General features: G+C 52.7%; 21 protein-coding genes. 11 read left to right on the forward strand and 10 right to left on the reverse strand.

Features of this window, described 5'->3' with window-relative positions:
* Positions 1 to 18: 18 nt before the first annotated feature.
* Positions 19 to 696, reverse strand: coding sequence for an SOS response-associated peptidase family protein (locus B4056_RS08570; RefSeq protein WP_288654418.1), 678 nt, complete (start codon positions 694 to 696; stop codon positions 19 to 21).
* Positions 697 to 859: 163 nt separating this feature from the next.
* Here B4056_RS08570 and B4056_RS08575 point away from each other — a divergent pair, with 163 nt between their 5' ends.
* On the forward strand, positions 860 to 1,348 hold the full coding sequence (locus B4056_RS08575; RefSeq protein WP_040113792.1) for a MarR family winged helix-turn-helix transcriptional regulator: 489 nt from the start codon (positions 860 to 862) through the stop codon (positions 1,346 to 1,348).
* A 321-nt stretch (positions 1,349 to 1,669) separates the two neighbouring features.
* Here the strand turns inward: B4056_RS08575 and B4056_RS08580 are convergent, their stop codons facing one another.
* The gene (locus tag B4056_RS08580; protein ID WP_288654420.1) at positions 1,670 to 1,906 is read right to left on the reverse strand and encodes a hypothetical protein; all 237 of its coding nucleotides are present in this window, start codon (positions 1,904 to 1,906) and stop codon (positions 1,670 to 1,672) included.
* A gap of 349 nt (positions 1,907 to 2,255) precedes the next feature.
* Between B4056_RS08580 and B4056_RS08585 the strand changes: the two genes are divergently transcribed.
* Both B4056_RS08585 and map read left to right on the forward strand, forming a co-directional pair.
* Positions 2,256 to 2,501 carry a ParD-like family protein gene (locus B4056_RS08585; RefSeq protein WP_040113787.1) on the forward strand — a complete coding sequence of 82 codons (246 nt, stop codon included), beginning with the start codon at positions 2,256 to 2,258 and terminating at the stop codon, positions 2,499 to 2,501.
* Positions 2,498 to 3,280, forward strand: coding sequence for a type I methionyl aminopeptidase (gene map / locus B4056_RS08590; RefSeq protein ID WP_376780624.1), 783 nt, complete (start codon positions 2,498 to 2,500; stop codon positions 3,278 to 3,280). The genes B4056_RS08585 and map overlap by 4 nt, the downstream gene beginning before the upstream one ends.
* On the opposite strand, the gene B4056_RS08595 is transcribed toward map, so the two are convergent.
* The gene (locus B4056_RS08595; RefSeq protein WP_040113783.1) at positions 3,277 to 4,191 is read right to left on the reverse strand and encodes a LysR family transcriptional regulator; all 915 of its coding nucleotides are present in this window, start codon (positions 4,189 to 4,191) and stop codon (positions 3,277 to 3,279) included. The two genes, map and B4056_RS08595, sit on opposite strands and share 4 nt — an antisense overlap.
* 133 nt (positions 4,192 to 4,324) lie before the next feature.
* Here B4056_RS08595 and hpxD point away from each other — a divergent pair, with 133 nt between their 5' ends.
* The 4 genes from hpxD (at position 4,325) to B4056_RS08615 (ending at position 7,753) form a co-directional block, all read left to right on the forward strand.
* Complete coding sequence (hpxD, locus tag B4056_RS08600; RefSeq protein ID WP_071668124.1) at positions 4,325 to 5,356, forward strand: molybdenum cofactor-independent xanthine hydroxylase subunit HpxD; 1,032 nt, start codon at positions 4,325 to 4,327, stop codon at positions 5,354 to 5,356.
* 9 nt (positions 5,357 to 5,365) lie between these two features.
* Positions 5,366 to 6,334 carry a PDR/VanB family oxidoreductase gene (locus tag B4056_RS08605; protein ID WP_094110799.1) on the forward strand — a complete coding sequence of 323 codons (969 nt, stop codon included), beginning with the start codon at positions 5,366 to 5,368 and terminating at the stop codon, positions 6,332 to 6,334.
* Between the two features lie 435 nt (positions 6,335 to 6,769).
* Complete coding sequence (locus B4056_RS08610; RefSeq protein ID WP_040113773.1) at positions 6,770 to 6,973, forward strand: general stress protein; 204 nt, start codon at positions 6,770 to 6,772, stop codon at positions 6,971 to 6,973.
* 513 nt (positions 6,974 to 7,486) lie between these two features.
* Entirely contained in the window at positions 7,487 to 7,753 is a 267-nt protein-coding gene (locus B4056_RS08615; protein ID WP_040113772.1) for a DksA/TraR family C4-type zinc finger protein, read from the forward strand.
* Positions 7,754 to 7,774: 21 nt separating this feature from the next.
* Here B4056_RS08615 and B4056_RS08620 read toward each other — a convergent pair whose 3' ends face one another.
* Entirely contained in the window at positions 7,775 to 8,830 is a 1,056-nt protein-coding gene (locus B4056_RS08620; RefSeq protein ID WP_071668122.1) for a diguanylate cyclase, read from the reverse strand.
* A 342-nt stretch (positions 8,831 to 9,172) separates the two neighbouring features.
* A complete protein-coding gene (locus B4056_RS08625) occupies positions 9,173 to 10,222 on the reverse strand; it encodes an NAD(P)-dependent alcohol dehydrogenase (RefSeq protein ID WP_288654424.1) in 1,050 nt (349 codons plus the stop codon).
* Positions 10,223 to 10,330: 108 nt separating this feature from the next.
* Here B4056_RS08625 and B4056_RS08630 point away from each other — a divergent pair, with 108 nt between their 5' ends.
* Positions 10,331 to 10,732 carry a winged helix-turn-helix transcriptional regulator gene (locus tag B4056_RS08630; protein WP_040113764.1) on the forward strand — a complete coding sequence of 134 codons (402 nt, stop codon included), beginning with the start codon at positions 10,331 to 10,333 and terminating at the stop codon, positions 10,730 to 10,732.
* A 34-nt stretch (positions 10,733 to 10,766) separates the two neighbouring features.
* Here B4056_RS08630 and B4056_RS08635 read toward each other — a convergent pair whose 3' ends face one another.
* The 5 genes from B4056_RS08635 to B4056_RS08655 form a co-directional block, all read right to left on the reverse strand.
* Positions 10,767 to 11,588, reverse strand: coding sequence for a Cof-type HAD-IIB family hydrolase (locus B4056_RS08635; protein ID WP_071668120.1), 822 nt, complete (start codon positions 11,586 to 11,588; stop codon positions 10,767 to 10,769).
* A gap of 242 nt (positions 11,589 to 11,830) precedes the next feature.
* Entirely contained in the window at positions 11,831 to 12,937 is a 1,107-nt protein-coding gene (locus B4056_RS08640; protein ID WP_071668119.1) for an ABC transporter substrate-binding protein, read from the reverse strand.
* A 258-nt stretch (positions 12,938 to 13,195) separates the two neighbouring features.
* Positions 13,196 to 14,167 (reverse strand): ParB family protein, encoded by a 972-nt coding sequence (locus tag B4056_RS08645; RefSeq protein ID WP_040113758.1) that lies wholly within the window; start codon positions 14,165 to 14,167, stop codon positions 13,196 to 13,198.
* A gap of 7 nt (positions 14,168 to 14,174) precedes the next feature.
* Positions 14,175 to 15,374: an AAA family ATPase gene (locus tag B4056_RS08650; protein WP_071668117.1), complete on the reverse strand. Its 1,200-nt coding sequence runs from the start codon at positions 15,372 to 15,374 to the stop codon at positions 14,175 to 14,177.
* A gap of 1,026 nt (positions 15,375 to 16,400) precedes the next feature.
* Positions 16,401 to 17,336, reverse strand: a complete 936-nt coding sequence (locus tag B4056_RS08655; RefSeq protein ID WP_040113754.1) for a RepB family plasmid replication initiator protein — start codon at positions 17,334 to 17,336, stop codon at positions 16,401 to 16,403.
* 397 nt (positions 17,337 to 17,733) lie between these two features.
* Between B4056_RS08655 and B4056_RS08660 the strand changes: the two genes are divergently transcribed.
* From B4056_RS08660 to B4056_RS08670, 3 genes are all read left to right on the forward strand, one after another.
* Positions 17,734 to 19,110, forward strand: coding sequence for an aldehyde dehydrogenase family protein (locus B4056_RS08660; RefSeq protein WP_288654429.1), 1,377 nt, complete (start codon positions 17,734 to 17,736; stop codon positions 19,108 to 19,110).
* 54 nt (positions 19,111 to 19,164) lie between these two features.
* Positions 19,165 to 19,764 carry a nucleotidyltransferase family protein gene (locus B4056_RS08665; protein WP_113655285.1) on the forward strand — a complete coding sequence of 200 codons (600 nt, stop codon included), beginning with the start codon at positions 19,165 to 19,167 and terminating at the stop codon, positions 19,762 to 19,764.
* Between the two features lie 111 nt (positions 19,765 to 19,875).
* A complete protein-coding gene (locus B4056_RS08670; RefSeq protein WP_094110795.1) occupies positions 19,876 to 21,186 on the forward strand; it encodes an MFS transporter in 1,311 nt (436 codons plus the stop codon).
* Positions 21,187 to 21,201 lie beyond the last annotated feature (15 nt).

Raw genomic sequence — 21,201 nt, forward strand, 5'->3', positions numbered from 1 at the left:
GATAAAATGTATCAGCCACTACTTTTCCGGCACGATCTCTTCAATCAGCTCAGCATCCTGCTGACGTACGCTGCCTACCCGCGTGGTCACCGCATGCCAGCAGAATGCCTCTTCCGGCTCAGCAGCTTCATGAGCAATCTCCTGCGCGCGACGCGCAGAGGTGCTGCTGCTCAGCCATTCATGAACGCCTTCTGCGGTCAGAACCAGCGGGCGGCGATCGTGGATATCGACCATGCCTTTATTGCTGGCGGCGGTCACGATGACAAAGCCTTCATGCCCCTGAACGTGTTTAAACGGCGCCTTACCGATGGCAGCAAAAAACAGCGGCGTTTTACGCTGGTGATAAATAAAGAACGGCTGTTTTCTCCCCTTCTCTTTTTTCCACTCAAACCAGCCATCAGCCGGCACTATCGCCCGGCCCTGTTCCCAGAGAGACTTAAACATCCGGCCGCTGGCCGCGGTTTCGCTGCGGGCATTAATCAAAGGCTGCTTATGCCACCACTCTGGTCCATATCCCCAGTAGACCGGATCCAGCTGCAGCGCCTCTTCGCGTTCGCTGAGCAGTAATACCCGGGTACCAGGCGCAACGTTGTAGCGCCCGATGGGCAACGGATCGTACTGGATTTCGTCCGGCGCAATACCCAGCGCCATAAAATAGTCATCTCTGCTGCTGTACTGCGCGAATCGTCCACACATATCGGCCTCCGGCTGTAAGCATAGGCCAGTTTGCCAGACCCGCGACGGCGACAGCGTTTGTGTCAGGTTACATTGACATCAATTTAATTTGATTCAATACTTGTGGCTGCCCGGACGCAGCGTGCGTTTTCCCTGCCGGCCAGCTCACTAAAATGGATTGTGAATGTGTACTGATATAAATGATCAAAGCGGTGAGCATGATGGTGCGCTTTCTGATGCACCGGTCACCGTCGACCAGTTTCTCTGTTTTGCGCTCTACTCTGCATCGCTGGCGATGACCAAGCTTTATCAGTCCAGACTAAAACCGCTTGGGCTAACCTATCCCCAGTATCTGGTTTTACTGGCGCTGTGGGAAAAAGATGAGGTGACAGTATCGGAGGTTGGCGCACGTGTGCGGCTGGACTCCGGCACGCTCAGCCAGCTACTGAAGAGACTTGAAGCGGCCGGTTTTATTTTGCGCAAACGTGATGCGGGAGGAGACGAACGCCGGGTACGCATTTTTCTGACGCATGAAGGGCTGCAGCTTAAAAGCAAAGCCGCCGGCGTGCCCGCCGATATGATATCGGTAATGGATACCCCCTATGAAGAGTTGCACGATCTTACCGTAAGAGTGGCAGCCCTGCGGGAGAAGCTGCATCGGGCACTGCCCTGAGCGCAAATAAGAAGCACTCTGCTCAGGAATTGATCTGTGCAGAGTATGTAGTGGCAGCCATGAATATCAGAAATCAGGCAGAGGGATAAAGCGTGAAACTCAGCGTTTTGGATAACAACAGTGCTATTCATGCCGTCATCGGGCGCGCCGTTTCGTTTTTACGTAAATCAGGGCAGCCTTTGAGTACGGATAACATTCTGACGCGTCTGCGCCAGCAGGAAAAAGAGGCGCTGGATGGGATGAAAGAGATCTACGCGAGCGCGGCGCGCGCCCTGACAGCCAGAAAGCAATAAGTCATGACGGAGCGGTACGCCTCAACGTTTAGTGCAAAGTCTGTTCATTTGATGCCACGTTGATCGCCGGGTGCTCTGCTCCCTGAATTTCCCGGATGGCCAAAAACAGTGAACGGGTTTTTGCGGCGCTCTTCTCTGCTGCCAGCATCTCCTGCAATTTGATGAGCAAAGCATCATAAGAGACGGGTAACTCCTCACTGAACAGAGCCATTACCGCCTCGCCTATTACTATGTCTACCCATTCACTATCATCTGCTTTGTTCATATTTGCGGTCGCCGGGTCAGTTTACATCTGGAGAAAGGGCTTTTCATACCGCTAAAAAGATACTACAAAATTTATGTCCATTCAGAAACAATCCGTCACTAACATCGGATCAGAGCCTTCCCTTCTCTCTAAACACATGAATAATAAAACGTTAAACCGATACTTGAAATTTTTTACTGCATGTCTGGGAGGCTCGCTTCAGGATAAAGAGTAAACAATTAACAGGCCTGATGTGCGTTTTACCACTGCCTTAACGGCTGCGGCTTTGTTGTATTCGCTGCAGGCACCTTGTTTCTTTCTTTATTGCGGGTAGTATATGCTTCATATATAAAACATATAAGGCACAGCGATGGGCATTGTGAAAATTTCCGATCTGATGCACGAAAATCTGCGTATCGCCAGCGGCGCATTGAGCCGTTCAGTCAACGCACAGGCGGAACACTGGATGAAAATGGGCATGCTGGCGGAACTCTATCCTGACAAAGATCATCAGGCGCTGGTCCGGCTGCTCATGCGCATAGAGCGCGACGGGGGCAGCGACCTGGCCGCACTCTTAAACCATCCTCTCTTTCTGACTCAGGAGAAAGCATCGTGAATATTACGCTCCATAATGCCGCTGAAATTGAACAGGCGCGCGCCGCGGGCCAGGCCGCTGCTGCCGTACTGGCGATGATTGGTCCTCATGTGAAGCCGGGTATCAGCACCGACGAACTGGATCGTCTCTGTCACGATTATATCGTTGATGTTTTAAACATCACGCCGGCAAATATCGGCTATCACGGCTATACCCGCACGGTCTGCACGTCAGTTAATCATGTAGTCTGCCACGGTATCCCCGGCCCGAAACGACTGAAAGAGGGCGATATCATTAATATTGATGTCGCGGTCATCAAAGAGGGCTGGTATGGCGATACCAGTCGTATGTACTTTGCGGGCCAGCCTTCAGTTCGTGCCAGACGACTGGTGGATATCACATACGATGCCATGGTAGCGGGTATCCACGTGGTTAAACCCGGCGCCACGCTGGGCGATATCGGTGCAGCCATCCAGCGGGTAGCTGAAGGCGCAGGGTTCTCGGTTGTGCGCGAGTATTGCGGTCATGGCACCGGACGGATCTATCATGATGAACCACAGGTGCTTCATTATGGTACGGCCGGTAAAGGCCTTGTGCTGGAACCCGGCATGATCTTTACTATTGAGCCCATGATCAACGCCGGGAAAGCGGCAACCAGCGTATTAAGTGATGGCTGGACGGTAGTGACCAAAGATCGTTCCCTCTCCGCGCAGTGGGAGCATACCGTTGCGGTTACGGATAACGGCTTTGATCTTCTCACACCCTGGCCGGATGGCACCGGCAACTACTCTCCGGTTTAGCGCTGAGTGACACTCATCGCGTCGATCACCTCTGTCATCTGCTGAATCAGCATCTGCGCCGCGCGCGAAAGCTGTCGCGACGGTGCGGTGCATAAGGCCAGCGTCAGGGGGCGCATAACGCTGTGCCGGAGCGGTACGAAGCTTAACTCACCCTGTTCAACCTCAGTCATGACATCCAGCAGGCTCAGCACACAGATACCGCTGTTCTGCGCCACCAGCGTATGGATAAGCCGTATATCATTACAGCCGATTACATTTTCAGGCTGGAATCCCTGCCGGTGATAGAGCGCAGCGACACGCTCATGAACAACCAGTGAGTCGCCCGGCAGAATATGCCGCTCGTGACTCAGTTCACTGAGCGAGACAGCGTCACGGGTGCTGAGCGGATGCCGGTTGTTCATCACCACGCCCATTTCCAGTTCGGCAAAAGCCAGTACATTAAGGCCGCTCTGCCCATCCGGGTCGAGGATCAGACCAAAATCGATTTCAGATTGCCGGATAAGCTGGCTGATGCGCTGGCTGTTATCAACGGTAAGCGTCAGATTCAGCCAGAGGTGTGTCTGCGCCATTGCCGCTATCCGTTCAGCTATCCGGCCCCGGGTCAGAGACTGCACCATTCCCAGAGTGACATTGCCGCGTTTTAGCCCCTGTATCTCATCGAACCGCTGACGCGTAACGCGAAATTCGCGCTGCCAGCGCGTGAGATCGCTGTAGAGCAACTCTCCGGCAGTGGTCATACGCAGACCCTCAGGCAGACGCTCAAACAGCGGCGTGTTAAAGGCGGCCTCTGCCTGCAAAATTTGCCGGTTGATCGCAGAGGCCGACACGTGCAGCTTTTCTGCCGCTTTGCGCAGGCTGCCGCTGCGGGCGACTTCGGTAAAATAGAGAGCGAAGCGGGAGAATGGGCTCATCGTGCACCTGTACACTTTTTTGCAACAGCAGGCTGTAATCTTAGCGATGGATCGTAACACAGAAGCGTAATAACAATGTCCTGACAAACATTATGTTTATCACGCTGTGTGAACTGATTATCAGGAGATAACTATGTCCGGTCCGACACCGCCCGCCCACTGCACTTTTGATCCCGAAGACTGGCTGCGCCTTGCGCGCCACTGGCATCCTGTTGCGCGCAGCGGCGATATCAGCAGCGCGCCGGTGAAGGCGACTCTGCTGGATGAACAGCTGGTGCTGTATCGGATTAAGGGGGACGTTGTGGCCGCACGTGATATCTGTCCACATCGTGGCGTACCGCTGACGCTGGGTTTCCATGATGATGAGGGCATTATCTGTCCCTATCACGGCCTGCGTTTTGGGGAAAATGGCCGGTGTAACCGTATTCCATCGAGTCCGGACCAGCCGGTGCCTGCCAAACTGCATCTTACCTCTTATGCCGTGACGGAACGTTTTGGACTGATCTGGGTTTGTCTGGCGCCCGATAGTGAACAGCCGGCAAAACTGCCGACGATGCCGCACTGGGATGACAGCGGGTTTCAGCAAATCAACTGCCCTGGGTTTGATGTCGCAGGCTTTGCCGGCCGCCAGGTAGAGGGCTTTCTGGACGTCGCGCATTTTGCCTGGGTGCATACGGACACCTTTGCCGATGCGGCTAACCAGCTGGTGCCGGCATATAACCCGGTTGAAACCGACTACGGCTTTAGCGTGGACTACTGGAGTACCGTCAGTAATTTTGCTGCCGGCAGCCCGCAGCAGGCGCCCGACGGCTTTGAGTGGCTGCGACGTTTTGAGATGCATCTGCCCTTTACAGCCACGCTGACCATTTTCTTCCCTGGCGACGCCCGCCTGACAATCATGAATGCGGCCTCTCCGGTTTCAGCCCGCCAGACGCGCATGTTTGCGCCTATCGCACGCAACTTTGATCTGCACATTCCTCCGGAAGAGGTGCACGCCTTTAACCTGCGCGTTTTTGAGGAGGATCGGCTGATGGTGGAGACCCAGCGCCCTGAACGTCTGCCGCTGGATCTTACGCTGGAGGCGCATATTCCGGCCGATCGCAGTTCAGTGGCCTACCGGCGCGGGCTAAAACGTATGGGATTTGGTGAATTTTTTCTGGTGTGAGGGGCGGCAATGAACGAACTGATTAATGTGGTGACAGACGGCATCTGGCGTCAGGGCCGCCGTAACCTGAGCGTCAGGCTGATGACGACAGACGGGCAATTGCTGCCCGCATGGCAGGCAGGTGCGCACATTGATGTGCATCTGCAGCCGGGAATGATCCGGCAATATTCACTGACCGGAGCGGAAAACAGACGTGACTGCTATGAAATTTGCGTGGCGCTTGAGGCTGAGTCGCGCGGTGGGTCGCGCTACATACATGAAACGCTGCGCCCGGGCATGCAGCTTGCTATTTCTCCGCCACGTAATCTTTTTCCGCTGGTCGCTGCCAGGAAGGTTATCCTGCTGGCCGCAGGCATCGGCATTACTCCGCTTTCTGTGATGGCACAGGCGCTGGAGGCAGCAGGCCAGGCGTTTGAACTGCACTATTATCTCAGAGAGCGGGGCGATGAGGCGTTTGCAGCACTCCTGAACCAGAATTTTGCGCACGGCGTTTGTCACATCTGGTACAGCAGTGAGGGTGTCAGCGCCCGCACTCATCAGCCTGAGAGTATCGCTCGCTATCAGCCCGGCGCACATATCTATCTCTGTGGTCCGCTGCCTTTTATGTCCCATCTGCAGCTTCAGGCTGAAACCTGCGGCTGGCCTCCTGAGGTGATTCATACAGAGGCATTTAAAGCAGCTGCACCGCAGCAGGTAACTGAGCAAGGCGCAGCGTTCACTATAACCCTGGCGCGATCGGGCAGAAGCTGGCTGGTTCCGCCGGACCGTTCCATTGCAGCAGTGCTGACTGAACAGGGTGTGGAGGTTGCGCTGTCATGTGAAATGGGTATGTGCGGGGCCTGTCTGACACCTGTTACTGAAGGCCAGCCGGACCATCGCGATACGGTTCAGTCTGACAAAGAAAAAGCGGCGCCCTCCCAGTGTATTGCACTCTGCTGCTCCCGCAGCCATACCGTCAGCCTGACAATCGATCTCTGAACAGCAGGCTGCTGACCCGGCCAGCAGCTTGGCCTCCCCTGCCCCGATAAACACGCCTGTTATCATCTATCATTTTCTGTCTATTTTTAGTCCCGGCTTATGTTCCGATCCTCAATACTCTGTCACGAAAAAAATAAACGAAGCGCAAATGAATACCTGCACCCTTTTATTGCATGACGTAATGCTGTGCCCGGCTAATTGTCACAACTTTTCATTAAACCTTTTCAGGACGCAAAGAACGCTTTCCTTTATCAAAGTAAAATGCTAACTATTCACCTGCGTAAGATTAAGATAACAGAATCGCTTAAGATCGATTCTTACTTAAACAAACGACCCGTCGTAAATTAAAAAGTCAGGATAAATTCTGTCTTGAACATGGTAAAAACAGCGCTACATTTATTTTTGCCACAAGTCAGCATGAACAGAGAGGAAAAAATGCAGGATTCCAGCAATAACCCGGAAGAAGCTGAAAAAACCAAACCACGCCGCGGTGGTGCAGGTAACTTTGCTGCTAACAAAGAACGTGCTGCCGAGGCAGGCCGCAAGGGCGGCCAGGTCAGCGGTGGCAACTTCAGAAACGATCCTGAACGGGCTATTGAAGCGGGCAGAAAAGGAGGGAAGATCAGCCGTCGTAAGTAAACTTATACAGAGCCCGATATCTCTGCACTTCATTTAATTCTGAAAATGACACTCTCCTGACATCGTTTACGCTTCGCTTACGCGAAAGAATTGACCTGTCAGGAGAGTTATTTTTTCATTCGGAGAAGAATTTTCGATTAAAACTTGATCGATAACCTTTTTTACCGCTTCGCTTTATTAACAAAAAAACGTTCTATATTTTCTGACTGACTTACAAATGGCATTTTTATTAACCAGCAACATGAATGGATATATTTGTACAACGCACAACCCTTTGTACACTTTTATTAAAAATATAAACCCATACTACAACGCATTTTAAATAACAAACAACCTAACTCTATATTTAATAAAGAAAAATTGCATTAATGATGCATCTTATCGTTGCCTGCGCAAATGCCGGGTATTTCGTTTGAGGAGGCAGCAATGAGGGATGACTGCAACCGCACGCAAAGTGCGACGCGTGCATCACCGCTGACTATAGTTAATATTCAGCAACGATAAGGGGGCTTTATGGCAGGTGGCTGGTCGGAAGATGGCGCAGTCCAGAAACAGATTGATGCGACGGTTGATGATGCTATCGCCCGGGCGCGAAGTCATCTTAAGCAGGGTGACAGTGCACGCTTCTGTGATGAGTGTGGAGAACCGATACCCGAAGCACGTCGCGCGGCACTGCCCGGCGTACGCTACTGTATCCAGTGTCAGTCTGAACTGGATAAGAAAGAAGCCAGCAGTAGCGGTTATAATCGCCGGGGCAGTAAAGACAGCCAGCTGCGTTAGCCTGGCGCAGACTTGTGTTACTCAGCTCCAGAGCAGAACGTCGTTACGCCCTGCCCGCTTTACCTGATAGAGGGCCTCATCCGCATGGCGCAGCCAGTCGCGCAGAGAATCAGCGCTGCTTGCAGGAGCGATACCGATGCTAACCGTGCAGTGAAAATCAGGAGCGGCAGGCAAAGCAACCTGCGCTATTTTTTCACGCAGTCGCCTGGCGAGAGCAACCACGGTTTCATCACTGGCATGGTGAACAATAACGCTTAGCTCATCACCTCCCAGACGCGCGGGTATATCCTGAATACCGACATAGTTGCGCAGCAGAGCGGAAATTTCTGCCAGCAGAAAGTCTCCGGCTTCATGCCCCCAGGTGTCATTGACGGCCTTGAAATGGTCCAGATCCAGCAGCAGCAGATAGCCGTTACTGTCGCCACGCCGCGTACTTAAAAACTCACTCTCCAGCCGTCGTTCAAATAGCCGTCGGTTAGGGATCTGCAGGCCCGGATCCATCAGAGCTACGCGCTCCAGTTCGCGATTACGCTTGCGCAGCTGCCAGGTCAGATTATAAGAAGCGATACTCAGCGCCAGCATGTAACAGCTGGCGAGCGGCAGCGTCAGCCACACCGTCTGCGTCGTAAAGGCACTCTCTATCCGTGCACCATCGAGTATCCACACCGACAGGAAAGCCACTATAAACGCTTTAATAGCGGAGATGAGAAGCGTACTGCCTCCCGCCGCATAGCGATCTGAGGCCAGTACGGCCATGATAATCACCGAGGGCACCGGAGTGAGCGACATCAGCGCCACCCATATCCCGCCAAAAGCGGCATCGAGCGTAAGGTTGTTACGTTCAGCGCTGGTCGGATCTTCAGCGCGCAGTGCACGCTGGCAGGCAAGCCACGGCCAGGCAAAGGCATTAATGAACAGTAAAGCGCTGTAGAACAGCTCGCGCTGCGTATCGAGCAGCACAGAAAGAATAGGAAAGAAACAGAGTACAGTACCGAGCTGACGCATAAAAAACATGCGCCGGACGAAACGTCTCGATCGTTTTTTCAGATGATCATCATCAGGGGTGTAATAGTTCATTCTAAGATAAATCTGATCAACAGGAACCGCAGTTTATCGGGAAAAAGGCGCAGACAGCGAATTATTTTGACGCTTCCCCCTTATCGATTGAAGTTACCGTGCTTATGTAATTACGCTGGCGCACAACGGCTGTTTTTACCATCATCCTTTCATTAATAAAATAATTATAGTTATCATACAGATAAGCTGGATAAATCTGACAGCCTGAAATAAATGCTGCACTATTCAGACTGCCAGTAAAGCCCGGCTTAAGAGATTATTTTTTCAGATTACATCGTTTAACATGTCACCTGAAGAGCCTCTGTTGGCGATTTCAGGCTGAAATCGCTGTTAATCATAGACTTACCATTGAGTCGCTTGCATATCGATGACAAAGCGATAGTGCACATCGCCGCGTAGCATACGCTCAAATGCCTGTTCTATCTCATCCCCGGTAATAGTCTCGATATCCGCCACAATATTATGCTGGCCGCAGAAATCGAGCATCTCCTGCGTTTCCTGTACGCTACCGATTGAAGAGCCAGTGATGCTCAGCCTGCGGAAAACCATTGGGTTGATATCCGGCGAAATATGTGGCCGATCCGGAATACCTACCAGCACCATACGTCCATTGGTTTTCAGCGTGGCAAGATAGGGATTAAGGTCGTGCGGAGCTGCCACGCAATTGATGATGATATCCAGCGAAGTCTGGCAGGCTGCCATCTCCTCCTCATTGCGAGATACCACTACCCGACTGGCCCCCAGGCGCAGTGCATCGTCGCGCTTGGCGGCAGAAGTGGTAAACAGAGTGACGTCTGCCCCCATTGCGCTGGCCAGCTTAACCGCCATGTGTCCAAGTCCGCCCAGTCCAACCACGCCCACACGGTCGCCTGCTTTAACATTGAAATGGCGTAATGGCGACCAGACCGTAACCCCGGCGCAGAGAAGCGGTGCTACCCCGGCTGGTGGCAGATTTTGCGGAACGGCGACCACGAAGTGCTCATCGACAATTACGCTCTCAGCGTATCCTCCCCAGGTGGTGCCGCCGGTGTACTTGTCGGTCCCGTTATAGGTCGCGGTAAAACCCGCTTCACAATATTGCTCTTCATGCTGCTGACAGAAATGGCAGGTCCGGCAGGAATCCACCATTACGCCAACGCCAACCAGATCGCCTGGCCTGAATTTGCTGACTTCACTGCCCGCCTCCGTTACCCGGCCAACAATCTCATGTCCCGGTACCAGCGGATAGCGGCTGACGCCCCATTCATTACGCGCCATGTGCAGATCAGAATGGCAGACGCCGCAATAGAGGATCTCAATTTTGACATCCTGTTTTTGCAGCGGGCGCAGAGCGACGCTATCGGACGTCAGGGGTGCGGTTGCATTATGTGCAACCAGTGCATTGATTTTCATTGTGCCTCCGGCAAAGATGGCTTAATAAGCTGAGAGGCGGCAGACTATAGTGAATGCGAAAAAGAATTAACAGTAGGCACCAAACGGTGACCTTATAAGGAGTCAGGCATGCCAGCCTGGGAAGAGGGTAAACTGGTCTTTTACGCGGATTCACCTCCGCGCAGACTGCTGGAGCTGTTCTCTGTCAAATGGAGCACGATGGTGCTGCATGCGCTTTATCACTGGCCAGATCACTGTGCCAGAACCGGCGAGCTGCAGCGCAGCCTGCAGGGCATATCAAAAAAAATGCTGTTTCAGACGCTAAAAGCGCTGGAACAGCGCGGCCTGGTTGAACGGCGGGAATATGACGTTACGCCCGCTAAAGTCGACTACCGGCTCACCCCGCTGGGAATGACATTTGCCCGACCGGTGGAGGAGATGTATACGTGGGGGCTTAAGAACCAGGCCGCGCTGGATAGTATGGAGGCTAATCTGCACGCTGCCCGGCTTAAAGCTGAGTCAGAGGAGTAACAGAGCCGCCGCGGGCGGCTCTGTCAGGTCAGACTTAGTTAAACGGCGTTTCCCGGGCCAGCAGGCGCGCAATGACGTTGAGTGCGCCCTCTTCGTTATTATTCTGCGTACGATAGCGGGCGACTGCCGCAACCGACGGGGCAGCGTTATCCATGGCAAAGCTGTAGCAAGCCTGTCGCAACATCTCGATATCATTTGCGCTGTCGCCAATCGCCAGCACCTCACAATCATCAATGCCCCATTTTTGCTGCAGCATGGCAATGCCGTGCGCTTTATGACAGCCAGGAATAATCAGGTCAATAAAGCCGAATCCGCTGGAGACCGGATGCATGATGTTCTCAATTGCGCTCAGCTCATGATGCAACCGCGACATCAGCGCCTCAACGCCTTCGTGCTCCAGATTTAATGAGAATTTAAAAATGGTGTCGTCAATGCTGCTCAAATCGTCGCGCTTTTCCAGCCGGCGATAGTGATTGCTGAGTTTATTCACTACATGTTCAGGCATAGAGGTGTGCACATAGGCGCTGTTACGACCGCAGACTACGACGCTGATATCAGGCTCTTTCGCCAGGATAGTCAGGATCTGCTCTACCCGCTCAGGCGCCAGCTCTCCGCAAAACAGTTCCTCATTGCAGTCTGAGACCCAGGCGCCGTTTTCAGCAACAAACGCGATCTCATCCTTGATATCAGGAAAATAGTGTTGCAGCTGATAATACTGATTGCCGCTGGCAACAACAAAGCGGATCCCTTTCTCTTTGAGCAGTGCGTACTGGCGGGCAAAACGCTGCTGATTATAGTGCTTGTTATCATCAAGGAAGGTGCCATCCATATCTACTGCAATCATCTTAACTGCCATTACTCTCTCCCATATAGAATCTGCCGTCAGCCCGTCCGGCCTGTTATAGAGTATAAGCTTACTCGCGACGTGGATTAATGAGAATGTTAATAGTGACGATGTTCACTGCTTTCAGAGATTTCTCGCTGGCAGACGCGGAGCATCTGTATGGTTTACTGATTACAGTGAATAAGATGAGTTGCACAGCGGAAGATGCCAGGCAAAGAAGGCTGCCGGCGGCGCATTAAGGCCGCCCGGCTCAATCAGTTATTGTCAGGATAGCTCAGGGTAATAGCGTCATCTGGCAGATGCGTGAAGGTTTTAACCAGCTGGTGATAATCGGCAACCGGATTCAGCGCGGCAAACTGCTGCGGATAGAGATCTTTCGCCAGGATCTCCATGCCGATGATATTCCACGGATGGTTGTAGAAATGGTGATAGATACCATAGGCCCGGTTCTGCTTCACCGGCTCAATCTGTGCCACGCCGGTACGGCGCGTCAGGGTCTGGAAGGTTGCAGTGACCTCCTGAGGCTTAACCCCATAGCCAAACGGTAACACGTTGCTGTTAGGCCGTTTAGAACCGGTCATGATATAGACATCAGGCTTCATCGCGATGATTTTTTCCAGCGAAACAAAACCTGAGTTGCCCGGTAAAAGTGCAGAACCGATATTTTTGCCTCCTACCGCTTCGACCAGTCCGCCCCAGCCGTTATGACTGTGCGTAAAACAGCAGTTATCGCTGTTGCCGGCAATAGGCTCGATAAACACCGTGGGTTTCTTTTCAATGCCGCTGACTTTATTCGTAATAGCGGACATTTTTTGCTGATAGAAAGTTGTATAGTCCCGGGCCTGCTCTTCGCGGTTAAGGATCTGCCCAAGCAGAGAAACACTTTTAGCTGTGTTCTGCGCCGGGTGCAGTTCATAGTCTACAAACACAACCGGGATGTGCAGATTTTCAAGCGTCCTGACCACACCAGACTGGATCAACGCCGGTTTTGCACGTAACTGTGCAATCATCACATCCGGCTGCTGCGCCAGCACGCTTTCAAGGTTGACCTGACCCTGATCGTTGAATCCCATATCAACAATTTTTTCCGCCTGCGGCCAGCGTGCTTTCAGCATTTCCCAGGTTTGCGTATCCTGTTTTTTAGGCAGGTTATTCCAGGCTACAACGCGTTCAAAAGGATTATCACGATCGAGCAGAGCCAGCGTCAGTACATCACGCCCATCCTGTAAAATAATATGGCGAGGCTCTTTAGAAAACGTATGTTGCTGTCCATCCAGATCGGTGATGGTCAGTGGATAGGTGGTGGCTGACGCTGATAAAGCCACACCCAGGCTCAGCGCCACGCCGCAAATAACTTTCATTTGAACTCCGTTCGTTACTGAATAGTAATTATTATCATCTAATTTATCATAACTGGTAAAGCCGGAGCAGGGTCCATGCGGGTGCGGTTGTAACGGAATGCGTCATACTGCCGGATAAAGGCTCTCTTTTGTTACGTAAAACAGCCTGAAACAGTGGCGATTTCAGGCTGAAATTTTTAGCTCAAATCTATAACTGACAATCACTTAGGCGTGAAAAAGGGGTGGCGAAAGCAAATAAACCGCCTGCAGGCGGTATGATTACTGCTCCAGATATTTAGCAAGCGTGCTGCTGATGACCTTATCCAGCTCATCCTGTAGCTCTTTAGGCTGGCGATTAAATTCATAACTGAAGGTGCGCCCTTTGGATTTTTTCCGGGCAAAGCGATCTTTGTCAGCAAAGTCCCAGAGCGACGTCGTCACGACTTTCTCTTTTCCCGGAGCCTCAAGCAGTGCGTTACTGCCATTGCGCACCAGACGCAAAATGGCATTCTTCACTTCATCTTCAGCCAGGCCATCTTCAGAGGCAATCTCATCAATATCCGCGCTGATAGTCTCTACCAGCGTGGTTATGCTCTGTTGCTTCTCCTGAAGCCTTTCACATGCCTGCAGCAGCAGCTTATAGTCCGGATAGGCGAGTTCAGCATGGTTAGGAAACAGCATGATCAGTTCAGCCGGCACACTCGCGGCCTGTAAGGCGCGTGTCACTTTCGCCTGTGACAGTCCCTGTTGCTCAGCAATCTCTTTTTGCGACAGGCCACTCTGCTTTAGAGCCAGCAGGCGCAGACCTACTTCACGCAAATTATGCTCACGCGCAGTCTGAATATCCTGAGCCAGGCGACGTGCCTCTTCGGCAGAGATATCCTCATCAGTCACCAGTATGCTCAGACCCGTTTTGCAGAGCAGCGCGGCAGCGCGACGGCGGGAGCCATCAAGTACTTCGATGCGCTCACCGCGCTTTACCCCGATGGCGGGAAAAAACTGCTGCAGTTTAATCGTACGAATGATGTCACGCAGCGATTCTGGCGTCAGGCCAGACTGGTCGCGACCGTTGGTCTCCTGCACGACAAAAGTCTTTGCTTCCACATCGCGGGCAGAGACGTGCTGAAGTGAGAACAGCGCACGTTTGCCGGTATTCAGCACAAACGTTTGCGTATGTTCTGCAGCAGTGTGTTCATTTTGCAGAGGTGACTGGCTGAAAGTACGGCCAATAGTAATGCGTTTTGCGCTCATCTTAACCTCAGTTCAAGCGAATAAATTCAATACGGTCAAATACGGCTTTGGCAAAATCCTCTGCAGCCGATCGCGCGTTTTTCAGTGCCTCACTGCTGCCCACATAGGTAGAAGGGTTAGCTGAAATCACCGTATCAAACGACTCACCGCAGCGCTCAAATCCGTCAAGCCGCGGCAGCGCCGCGTCCAGCATATCGCCACCGAAAATCTCTTTAGCCAGGCTGTGGCACATCTTATGATCGGCTTTGTTGGAGAGTTTCGACATAAAGCCGATATTGCCCTGCAGCCGGCATTCAGCCCCTGAGGCTTCAATAATCTCTACCAGCTCAGGCAGTCGGGTAAGGTATTTGAGCGTTGAATGAAAATCGACCTGCGCAGGCGGAACGGGCGTCATCAGCAAATCAGAAGCAGCAATCGCATTTTTGAGAAACGCATCCAGATGCGGGCCGCTATCAATAAAAATGAAGTCGTAATCTTTTTTGAGCTTTGCCACAACGTTTTCATACAGCACAGCGTGCACGTTCTGCCCTGGCAGGTGTTCATGACAAAGCTCCTCCCAGCGTGAAGCGATAAACGCATCATCAATTGAAGCGGGCAGTACATCCACGCCCGGGATGATTGAGGGCACAATAAAGTCGCTTTTCAGCTCTTCGCCGCTGACATTCTGCAGCATCGCCTGGGCGGCAGTGGCTTCTACCAGACCCACTGAACGTTCATGATTCAGAAACATGGTGGCCGAAGATTGCGGATCCAGATCGATGACCAGAATACGTAAATCTTCAAACAGCAGATGCGGATGCGCCCGCAGCGCATGTGCCAGCGAGACGGTTGAGACCGTTTTGGAGACGCCACCTTTCAGATTGCCAACGAAGAGAGTATAGGCTTCCGCGTGGCGATCGCGATATTTAGGTACGCCCCGGTGATGGTAGATATCGACAATGTTTTCAATCGACATCGCATATTTGGTGGAGCTGCCGGCAGCGCGTTTATCAAACACGTAGCCATTTTCTTCCATCTCATTGACCGCATAATCAACGCTGGCGCGCGTCAGTTTTGGCAGTTTAGCCAGCGCGGCTTTCGCATAGACCTGATAAAACGTATTTTCTTTGAGTTCTTCTTTTTGCGCCTGAATCTGCTCGGTGAGACTCATCAGCATTCTTTCTGAACGTTGAGCAACCTTCAGAATCTGCTTCTCATCATTAGCCATACCTGCTCCACACATGTAGGATTTATGACTTTATACTTAAATCCTGCACATAAGGCAATTACTTATCCTGTAAACCGGAATGCTTAATTATGCCTGCAGAATGTATTGCCCGCAGCATTCACTGTAATCAGTAGCCGCTAAACGTTCACTGTAATCAGCAAACGTAAAGTTGCAGGCGTTCAGATATAAGTCGGAAGTCCAAAGATTCACTGTAATCAGTAAATGAGGGCGCAGCGTTCACTGTAATCAGTAAAAGATTCACTGCAGGCTGCTGCAAACACGCTGTGTGAAGCAGGCTCTGGCCGGTATCTCTCTGCACGTTCACTGTAGTCAGTAGTCAGCTGTTAAAAACAGAGGAGACCCTCTTCGGCAGCATTCACTGTAGTCAGCATTCTCCGGCAAATTAGCCTCTCTCTGGCTGTAACGTTCACTGTAATCAGGAGAGCCACAGGGCGCGGTCATTTAGTATCACCGGCGCCTGGATCGTCTATACGCAGCACGTTCACTGTAATCAGTAGCGGATGCCCGCTCTCACTGCAGTAAAGCCTGGCCACATTCACTGTAGTCAGTAACGGCCCGTCTTATCGCTGGCAGCGTTCACTATAATCAGCAGACAGGTCCGCAGGTGGCCTGGGCAATAGAGCGGGCCGTAAAAGGTATTGCTTTCAGCTGTCGTAACGCTATCTGGCCCTCTGCTGATTACAGTGAACAGCAGCTGTGTACTCTATACAGTGGTCACAGCAGGGCAGGGCAGAGGGTTAGCAGGCGTTCACTGTAATCAGTAAACAGAGCGGGATTAAGCTATCTGAAAAGGTATGTTAGTGCTTACTATCAATTTATGCCACGTCTGTTGAATACCGTGCCTGATTGTTCCCAGCCTGGCTAAAGAAGCCTGCTGTTTACAGTGAACGTTACTGATTACAGTGAACAGCCAGCCTGCATGGGGAACATTAAGGAGCAGAGTAGCGCTGCACGGCTGATACGGCACAGCGGCGGGAAAAGATGCTTTGCTGATTACAGTGAACATCACGACTCGTCGTCAAACTCGATCTCATCCAGCACGTCGATGCTCTCCAGATTTCCGATACCATCCAGCTTGGGCGTCCTGCTATGGATGATGAAAAACACGGAACGTCCACGCTTAATCTCGGAATAGTCGAGATAGCCTATCTCTTTCAGCTGCTCCATAGCACGCCGCACCACATGGTTCTGCGTGGTGGTTTTCGATCCCAGGTTAAGACGCATACGCAGTCGCGCCAGCGAGATAGGGGCCGGATTAACAGGAAGGCTTTCCAGATAGGTATAGAGCGCCTGAGCAGACTCTTTACGTTTCAGGCGCGAAATGGCCCGCAACTGAAGCAGAACCTTGTGATCAAAGTTATATAACTCAAACAGCTTCGGATCGGCCTGAATGCGAACCAGATCTTTTTCCCGATCGTAATAGGCAGATTGTACAAGGTGAGTATGATAAGCCTTGCCGTTACCTTCAAAAGAGAGCGTATTGGTTGCAATGCGCCGTAATGAGGCATCCAGGCGCCTGCGCAGGGCTGCAGAGGAGTTCGCTGACGGAATACCACACATCTTAACGAAATCGATAAAAGGTAGCGTGACCGTGTCGCCTTTGGTCGGATAACGGGAGAAAGATTGAATAATCCCTGCCCAGGTTTTGAAATCGTTATCCATATCCAGTCTGGCACCGGTTATGGTGATCTTCTCATACCCTTCCGCTTTTACCAGCGAGAGGTTTTTCAGCTCTTTGGTCGCATCAGTGGAGGCCATAGCCCCGGATTTGCCGCGAGCAGTGGATTTAAGGGTGGGCACAAACAATCCCAGACGCATCAGTGCCACAGGCTGGACAGTATTATTCTTGTTAGGATGGAGCTGGATAACTTCGCCACTGTTTTTTGTCACCGACAGAAAAGGTTCCAGTAACGCCTTGTTTTTACTCTCTTTGTCTGCCATGGCATGAGATCTTCATTTTGTGGATGAAAGGGATCGTTTTCTGATTACAGTGAACATTAGCACTGATTATAGTGAACATTCCACAGAGTATAGTGAATATAGCACTGATTACAGTGAATGCTTTACTGATTATAGTGAACACGATCACCCTTTGAGGCCTTGTGTGGTGCGGCCTGCGACGATCGGGGATCTCTTAGGATCTATCTTTGATCTCTTTATGATCTCTTATTAGGATCTGGTTTATGTATAAGTGGATAACTCAGGATCCCACGGCAGACACTCTCTCTTAATTGCTTTCAATAAGAGAACAACTTGCTCAATATTATTCATTTTATATCAATAGTAATCAGGCGTATTGTAACAGGCACGATCAACAGCCATGTACTGAGGAATTCTGATGACTGACCATGTAATTTCACGTAATCCTGCAACGGGTGCCATTCTCGCAACGTATCCACTTCAGACCGCTGAGGAACTTGATCGCTCCCTTGCACAGAGCGCTGAAGCCGCTGAGCTGTGGCGTAATACAACGATTGAACAGCGTGTGAAGGTACTGTGTCAGCTGGGTGAACAGCTGCGTCAGCGTCAGGATGAACTGGCCACTATGGCAACACGGGAAATGGGTAAACCTGTTGCCCAGGCACGTGCAGAAGTCCTGAAATGTGCCAGCTTATGTGACTGGTATGCCGAACATGGCCCGGCCATGATTGCTGATAAACCAGCTCCGGTAGAAGGTCAGCAGGCGTGGCAGTCATTCAGACCACTGGGCGTCATACTGGCTGTGATGCCGTGGAATTTTCCTTACTGGCAGGTGCTGCGTGGCGCTGTCAGCATGCTGCTTGCCGGCAATACCTATCTGTTAAAACATGCACCCAGCGTAATGGGATCGGCTTATCTGATGGCTGAACTGTTTGAGGCAACAGAACTGCCGCACGGTGCTTTTACCGTTATCAATACGGACAACGACGGCGTTTCAGCAGCAATCAGCGATTCACGCGTTGCAGCCGTTGCAGTCACCGGGAGCGTACGCGCAGGCGCCGCTATCGCAGCACAGGCCGGTGTGGTACTGAAGAAAACAGTACTGGAGCTGGGCGGTGCCGATCCTTTCATCGTACTGGCCGACGCAGATCTTGACGCTGCTGTCGCTTCAGCCGTGGTGGGCCGCTATCAGAATACCGGACAGGTTTGCATGGCAGCGAAGCGCTTTATCATCGAAGAGAGTATCGCCGCCGAGTTTGAAGCGCGTTTCAGCCAGGCCGTAGCCGCACTAAAAATTGGCGATCCGCTTGATGAGCAGACCTTTATCGGTCCGATGGCACGCTACGATCTGCGTGATGAACTGGATGGGCAGGTGCAGCAAACGCTCAAAGAGGGCGCACGTCTGGTGCTGGGCGGTCATAAAATTGAGGGGGAAGGAAATTACTATGCCCCTACCATTCTGGCTGATGTGACGCCGGAGATGACAGCATTTCAGCAGGAAATATTTGGCCCGGTCGCGGCAATCACTACGGCGCGTAATGCAGAACACGCCCTTGCGCTGGCTAACAACAGCGATTTCGGTCTGAGTGCCACCGTCTGGAGCCGCGATGAGTCGGTGACCAGCTGGCTGGCAGAGCGGCTGGAAACAGGAGCGGTATTTATCAACGGCAACGGCGCATCCGATCCGCGCGTCGCGATTGGCGGCGTTAAAAAGAGCGGCTATGGCCGTGAGCTCTCCAGTTTTGGCGTACACGAGTTCTGCAATATCCAGACAGTATGGAAAAACCGTCGCTAACTGCCCTGAGGCGCGCAATACTGTGCGCCTCACGATTTTCAGGTAGCCAGCAACATGAAAAGTCCGGGCATTATCATCCTTGCAGCAGGGCAGGGAACACGTTTTCAGCAGGCGGGCGGAAAAGGCAATAAGCTGCTTGCCCTCTTGCCTGACAGCACCGGAACACCCCATCCTGTGCTCGGTATGACGCTGCATGCAGCACAACGCAGCGGCCTGCCGCTTCTGCTGGTAACGCGACCTGAATATACCGCAATACGGGCGCTGGCTGCCGCGCAGGCGATACCGGTGCTGTGTGTCAGCAGTGCAGGCAGCGGCGAGACGATTGCCGCTGCCGTTCGCGCTGTGCCGCACTGGTCTGGCTGGCTGGTTCAGCCTGGCGATATGGCATGGGTTACGGCAGAAGATCATCAGCGTATCGCTGGCGCACTCTCCGAAGGGGCCACCCAGGCCCGTTTTTGCTGGCAGGACAAACCCGGCCACCCGGTAGGCTTTGCGACAGAATATGGCCCGGCGCTTCGTCAGTTAAAAGGGGACAGCGGCGCCCGCTCGCTGCTTGATCCCGCGCGCCTGCTGCGTTTGCAGGGACACGCTGGTGTGATCCGCGACGCCGATCTCCCCGTTACCGCCACGCCGCTCGCCCGCCGCAGGAAGTAGTGGCGCAGGGTGATAATTACCGCTACTCTCGCGCGGTCATATTTATGCGAACGGGTGACACACTACCCGGTTGACCGTCCCTGTTCCGAGTCATGGTACGCGGAGAGAGTGATGAGCACAGTAGCCGATCCTTCAGTAATCCAGTCGCGGCGGGAAAGTGCCGCCATCTATCGAAAAATAACGTTAAAACTGATCCCGTTTCTCTGCCTGTGTTATCTGGCAGCCTACCTGGATCGCATTAATATTGGTTTTGCCAAGCTGCAGATGGCAAGCGACTTAGCGCTAAGCGAAACGGCGTTTGGTCTGGGTGCGGGTCTGTTTTTTGTGGGTTACATTCTGTTTGAAGTGCCAAGCAACCTGTTTCTGCAACGCACCGGCGCACGGATCTGGATCGCGCGGATCATGATCAGCTGGGGAGTGCTCTCTGCGTTAACCCTGCTGGTCAAAACCCCCGGTCAGTTCTACACGATCCGCTTTTTACTGGGCGTGGCAGAGGCAGGGTTTCTGCCGGGCGTGCTGTTTTATCTGACCCGCTGGTTTCCCTCATGGCGACGCGGCCGCATTATTGCGCTGTTTATGCTGGGTCTGCCACTTTCCAGCATCATCGGCGGCCCTCTCTCTGGCTGGATCATGACGCACTTTGACAAACTGCACGGGCTGCATGGCTGGCAGTGGCTGTTTCTGCTGGAGGGCCTGCCGAGTATTCTGCTGGGGCTGATGACGCTGCGAATGCTGCCGGATGGCCCTGCGGAGGCATCCTGGCTGAGCGTTCAGGAAAAACAGGTCATTGCTGATGAACTCCGCAGCGATGCAGGTGAAGCTGCTGAGGCGAAACACCGACTGCGGGATGGTCTGCTTAATCTGCGGGTGGTGATGCTGGGTGGGATCGATTTCTCCATACTGCTCAGCGCTTACGCAATGGGCTTCTGGTTACCGACGCTGCTGAAAAAAGCAGGCTCCACCGATCTCACCACGATTGGTTATCTTACGGCGATACCGAGTCTGGCCGCGCTGGCTGGCATGCTGCTGATTGGCGCCAGCTCAGACAGGCTGCGCGAACGCCGCTGGCATATCATTGTCCCTTTTATCATCGGTGCAGCCGCAATGGCCTGCGCGCCCTTCTGGAGCAGTAATGTGGCTGTAACCGTGCTGCTGTTTTCCATTGCGCAGGCGATGATTATTGGTGCCGTGCCGGTTTTCTTCAGCCTGCCCGCAACCTTCCTGACCGGTACTGCCGCCGCCGCAGGTTTTGCGCTCGCCTGCTCTATTGCCAATATTGCAGGCCTGGTCAGTAATTCTGTTATGGGAATCGCACTGGATATGACCGGCAGCAGCGACGGGGCGCTGTGGCTGTTTGCTGCCTGTTTATTGCTCAGCTGCCTGCTGGTGCTGGCTCTGCCGGCAAAACTGGTCAATCGCTGATCGCCTTAAAGCGCG

It is taken from the genome of Pantoea sp. UBA7232 (genome assembly GCF_002473195.1).
Classification (GTDB): Bacteria; Pseudomonadota; Gammaproteobacteria; order Enterobacterales; family Enterobacteriaceae; genus Pantoea; species Pantoea eucrina.

Bases quoted from the DNA above. Each gene is read 5' to 3' on its own strand.
- B4056_RS08580 (WP_288654420.1), bottom strand. From the start codon at position 1,906: ATGAACAAAGCAGATGATAGTGAATGGGTAGACATAGTAATAGGCGAG.
- B4056_RS08650 (WP_071668117.1), bottom strand. From the start codon at position 15,374: ATGGCTAATGATGAGAAGCAGATTCTGAAGGTTGCTCAACGTTCAGAA.
- B4056_RS08630 (WP_040113764.1), top strand. From the start codon at position 10,331: ATGCCAGCCTGGGAAGAGGGTAAACTGGTCTTTTACGCGGATTCACCT.
- hpxD (WP_071668124.1), top strand. From the start codon at position 4,325: ATGTCCGGTCCGACACCGCCCGCCCACTGCACTTTTGATCCCGAAGAC.
- B4056_RS08615 (WP_040113772.1), top strand. From the start codon at position 7,487: ATGGCAGGTGGCTGGTCGGAAGATGGCGCAGTCCAGAAACAGATTGAT.
- B4056_RS08670 (WP_094110795.1), top strand. From the start codon at position 19,876: ATGAGCACAGTAGCCGATCCTTCAGTAATCCAGTCGCGGCGGGAAAGT.
- B4056_RS08585 (WP_040113787.1), top strand. From the start codon at position 2,256: ATGGGCATTGTGAAAATTTCCGATCTGATGCACGAAAATCTGCGTATC.
- B4056_RS08575 (WP_040113792.1), top strand. From the start codon at position 860: ATGTGTACTGATATAAATGATCAAAGCGGTGAGCATGATGGTGCGCTT.
- B4056_RS08595 (WP_040113783.1), bottom strand. From the start codon at position 4,191: ATGAGCCCATTCTCCCGCTTCGCTCTCTATTTTACCGAAGTCGCCCGC.
- B4056_RS08570 (WP_288654418.1), bottom strand. From the start codon at position 696: ATGTGTGGACGATTCGCGCAGTACAGCAGCAGAGATGACTATTTTATG.
- B4056_RS08610 (WP_040113773.1), top strand. From the start codon at position 6,770: ATGCAGGATTCCAGCAATAACCCGGAAGAAGCTGAAAAAACCAAACCA.
- B4056_RS08655 (WP_040113754.1), bottom strand. From the start codon at position 17,336: ATGGCAGACAAAGAGAGTAAAAACAAGGCGTTACTGGAACCTTTTCTG.
- B4056_RS08660 (WP_288654429.1), top strand. From the start codon at position 17,734: ATGACTGACCATGTAATTTCACGTAATCCTGCAACGGGTGCCATTCTC.
- B4056_RS08665 (WP_113655285.1), top strand. From the start codon at position 19,165: ATGAAAAGTCCGGGCATTATCATCCTTGCAGCAGGGCAGGGAACACGT.
- B4056_RS08640 (WP_071668119.1), bottom strand. From the start codon at position 12,937: ATGAAAGTTATTTGCGGCGTGGCGCTGAGCCTGGGTGTGGCTTTATCA.
- B4056_RS08605 (WP_094110799.1), top strand. From the start codon at position 5,366: ATGAACGAACTGATTAATGTGGTGACAGACGGCATCTGGCGTCAGGGC.
- B4056_RS08625 (WP_288654424.1), bottom strand. From the start codon at position 10,222: ATGAAAATCAATGCACTGGTTGCACATAATGCAACCGCACCCCTGACG.
- B4056_RS08645 (WP_040113758.1), bottom strand. From the start codon at position 14,167: ATGAGCGCAAAACGCATTACTATTGGCCGTACTTTCAGCCAGTCACCT.
- B4056_RS08635 (WP_071668120.1), bottom strand. From the start codon at position 11,588: ATGGCAGTTAAGATGATTGCAGTAGATATGGATGGCACCTTCCTTGAT.
- B4056_RS08620 (WP_071668122.1), bottom strand. From the start codon at position 8,830: ATGAACTATTACACCCCTGATGATGATCATCTGAAAAAACGATCGAGA.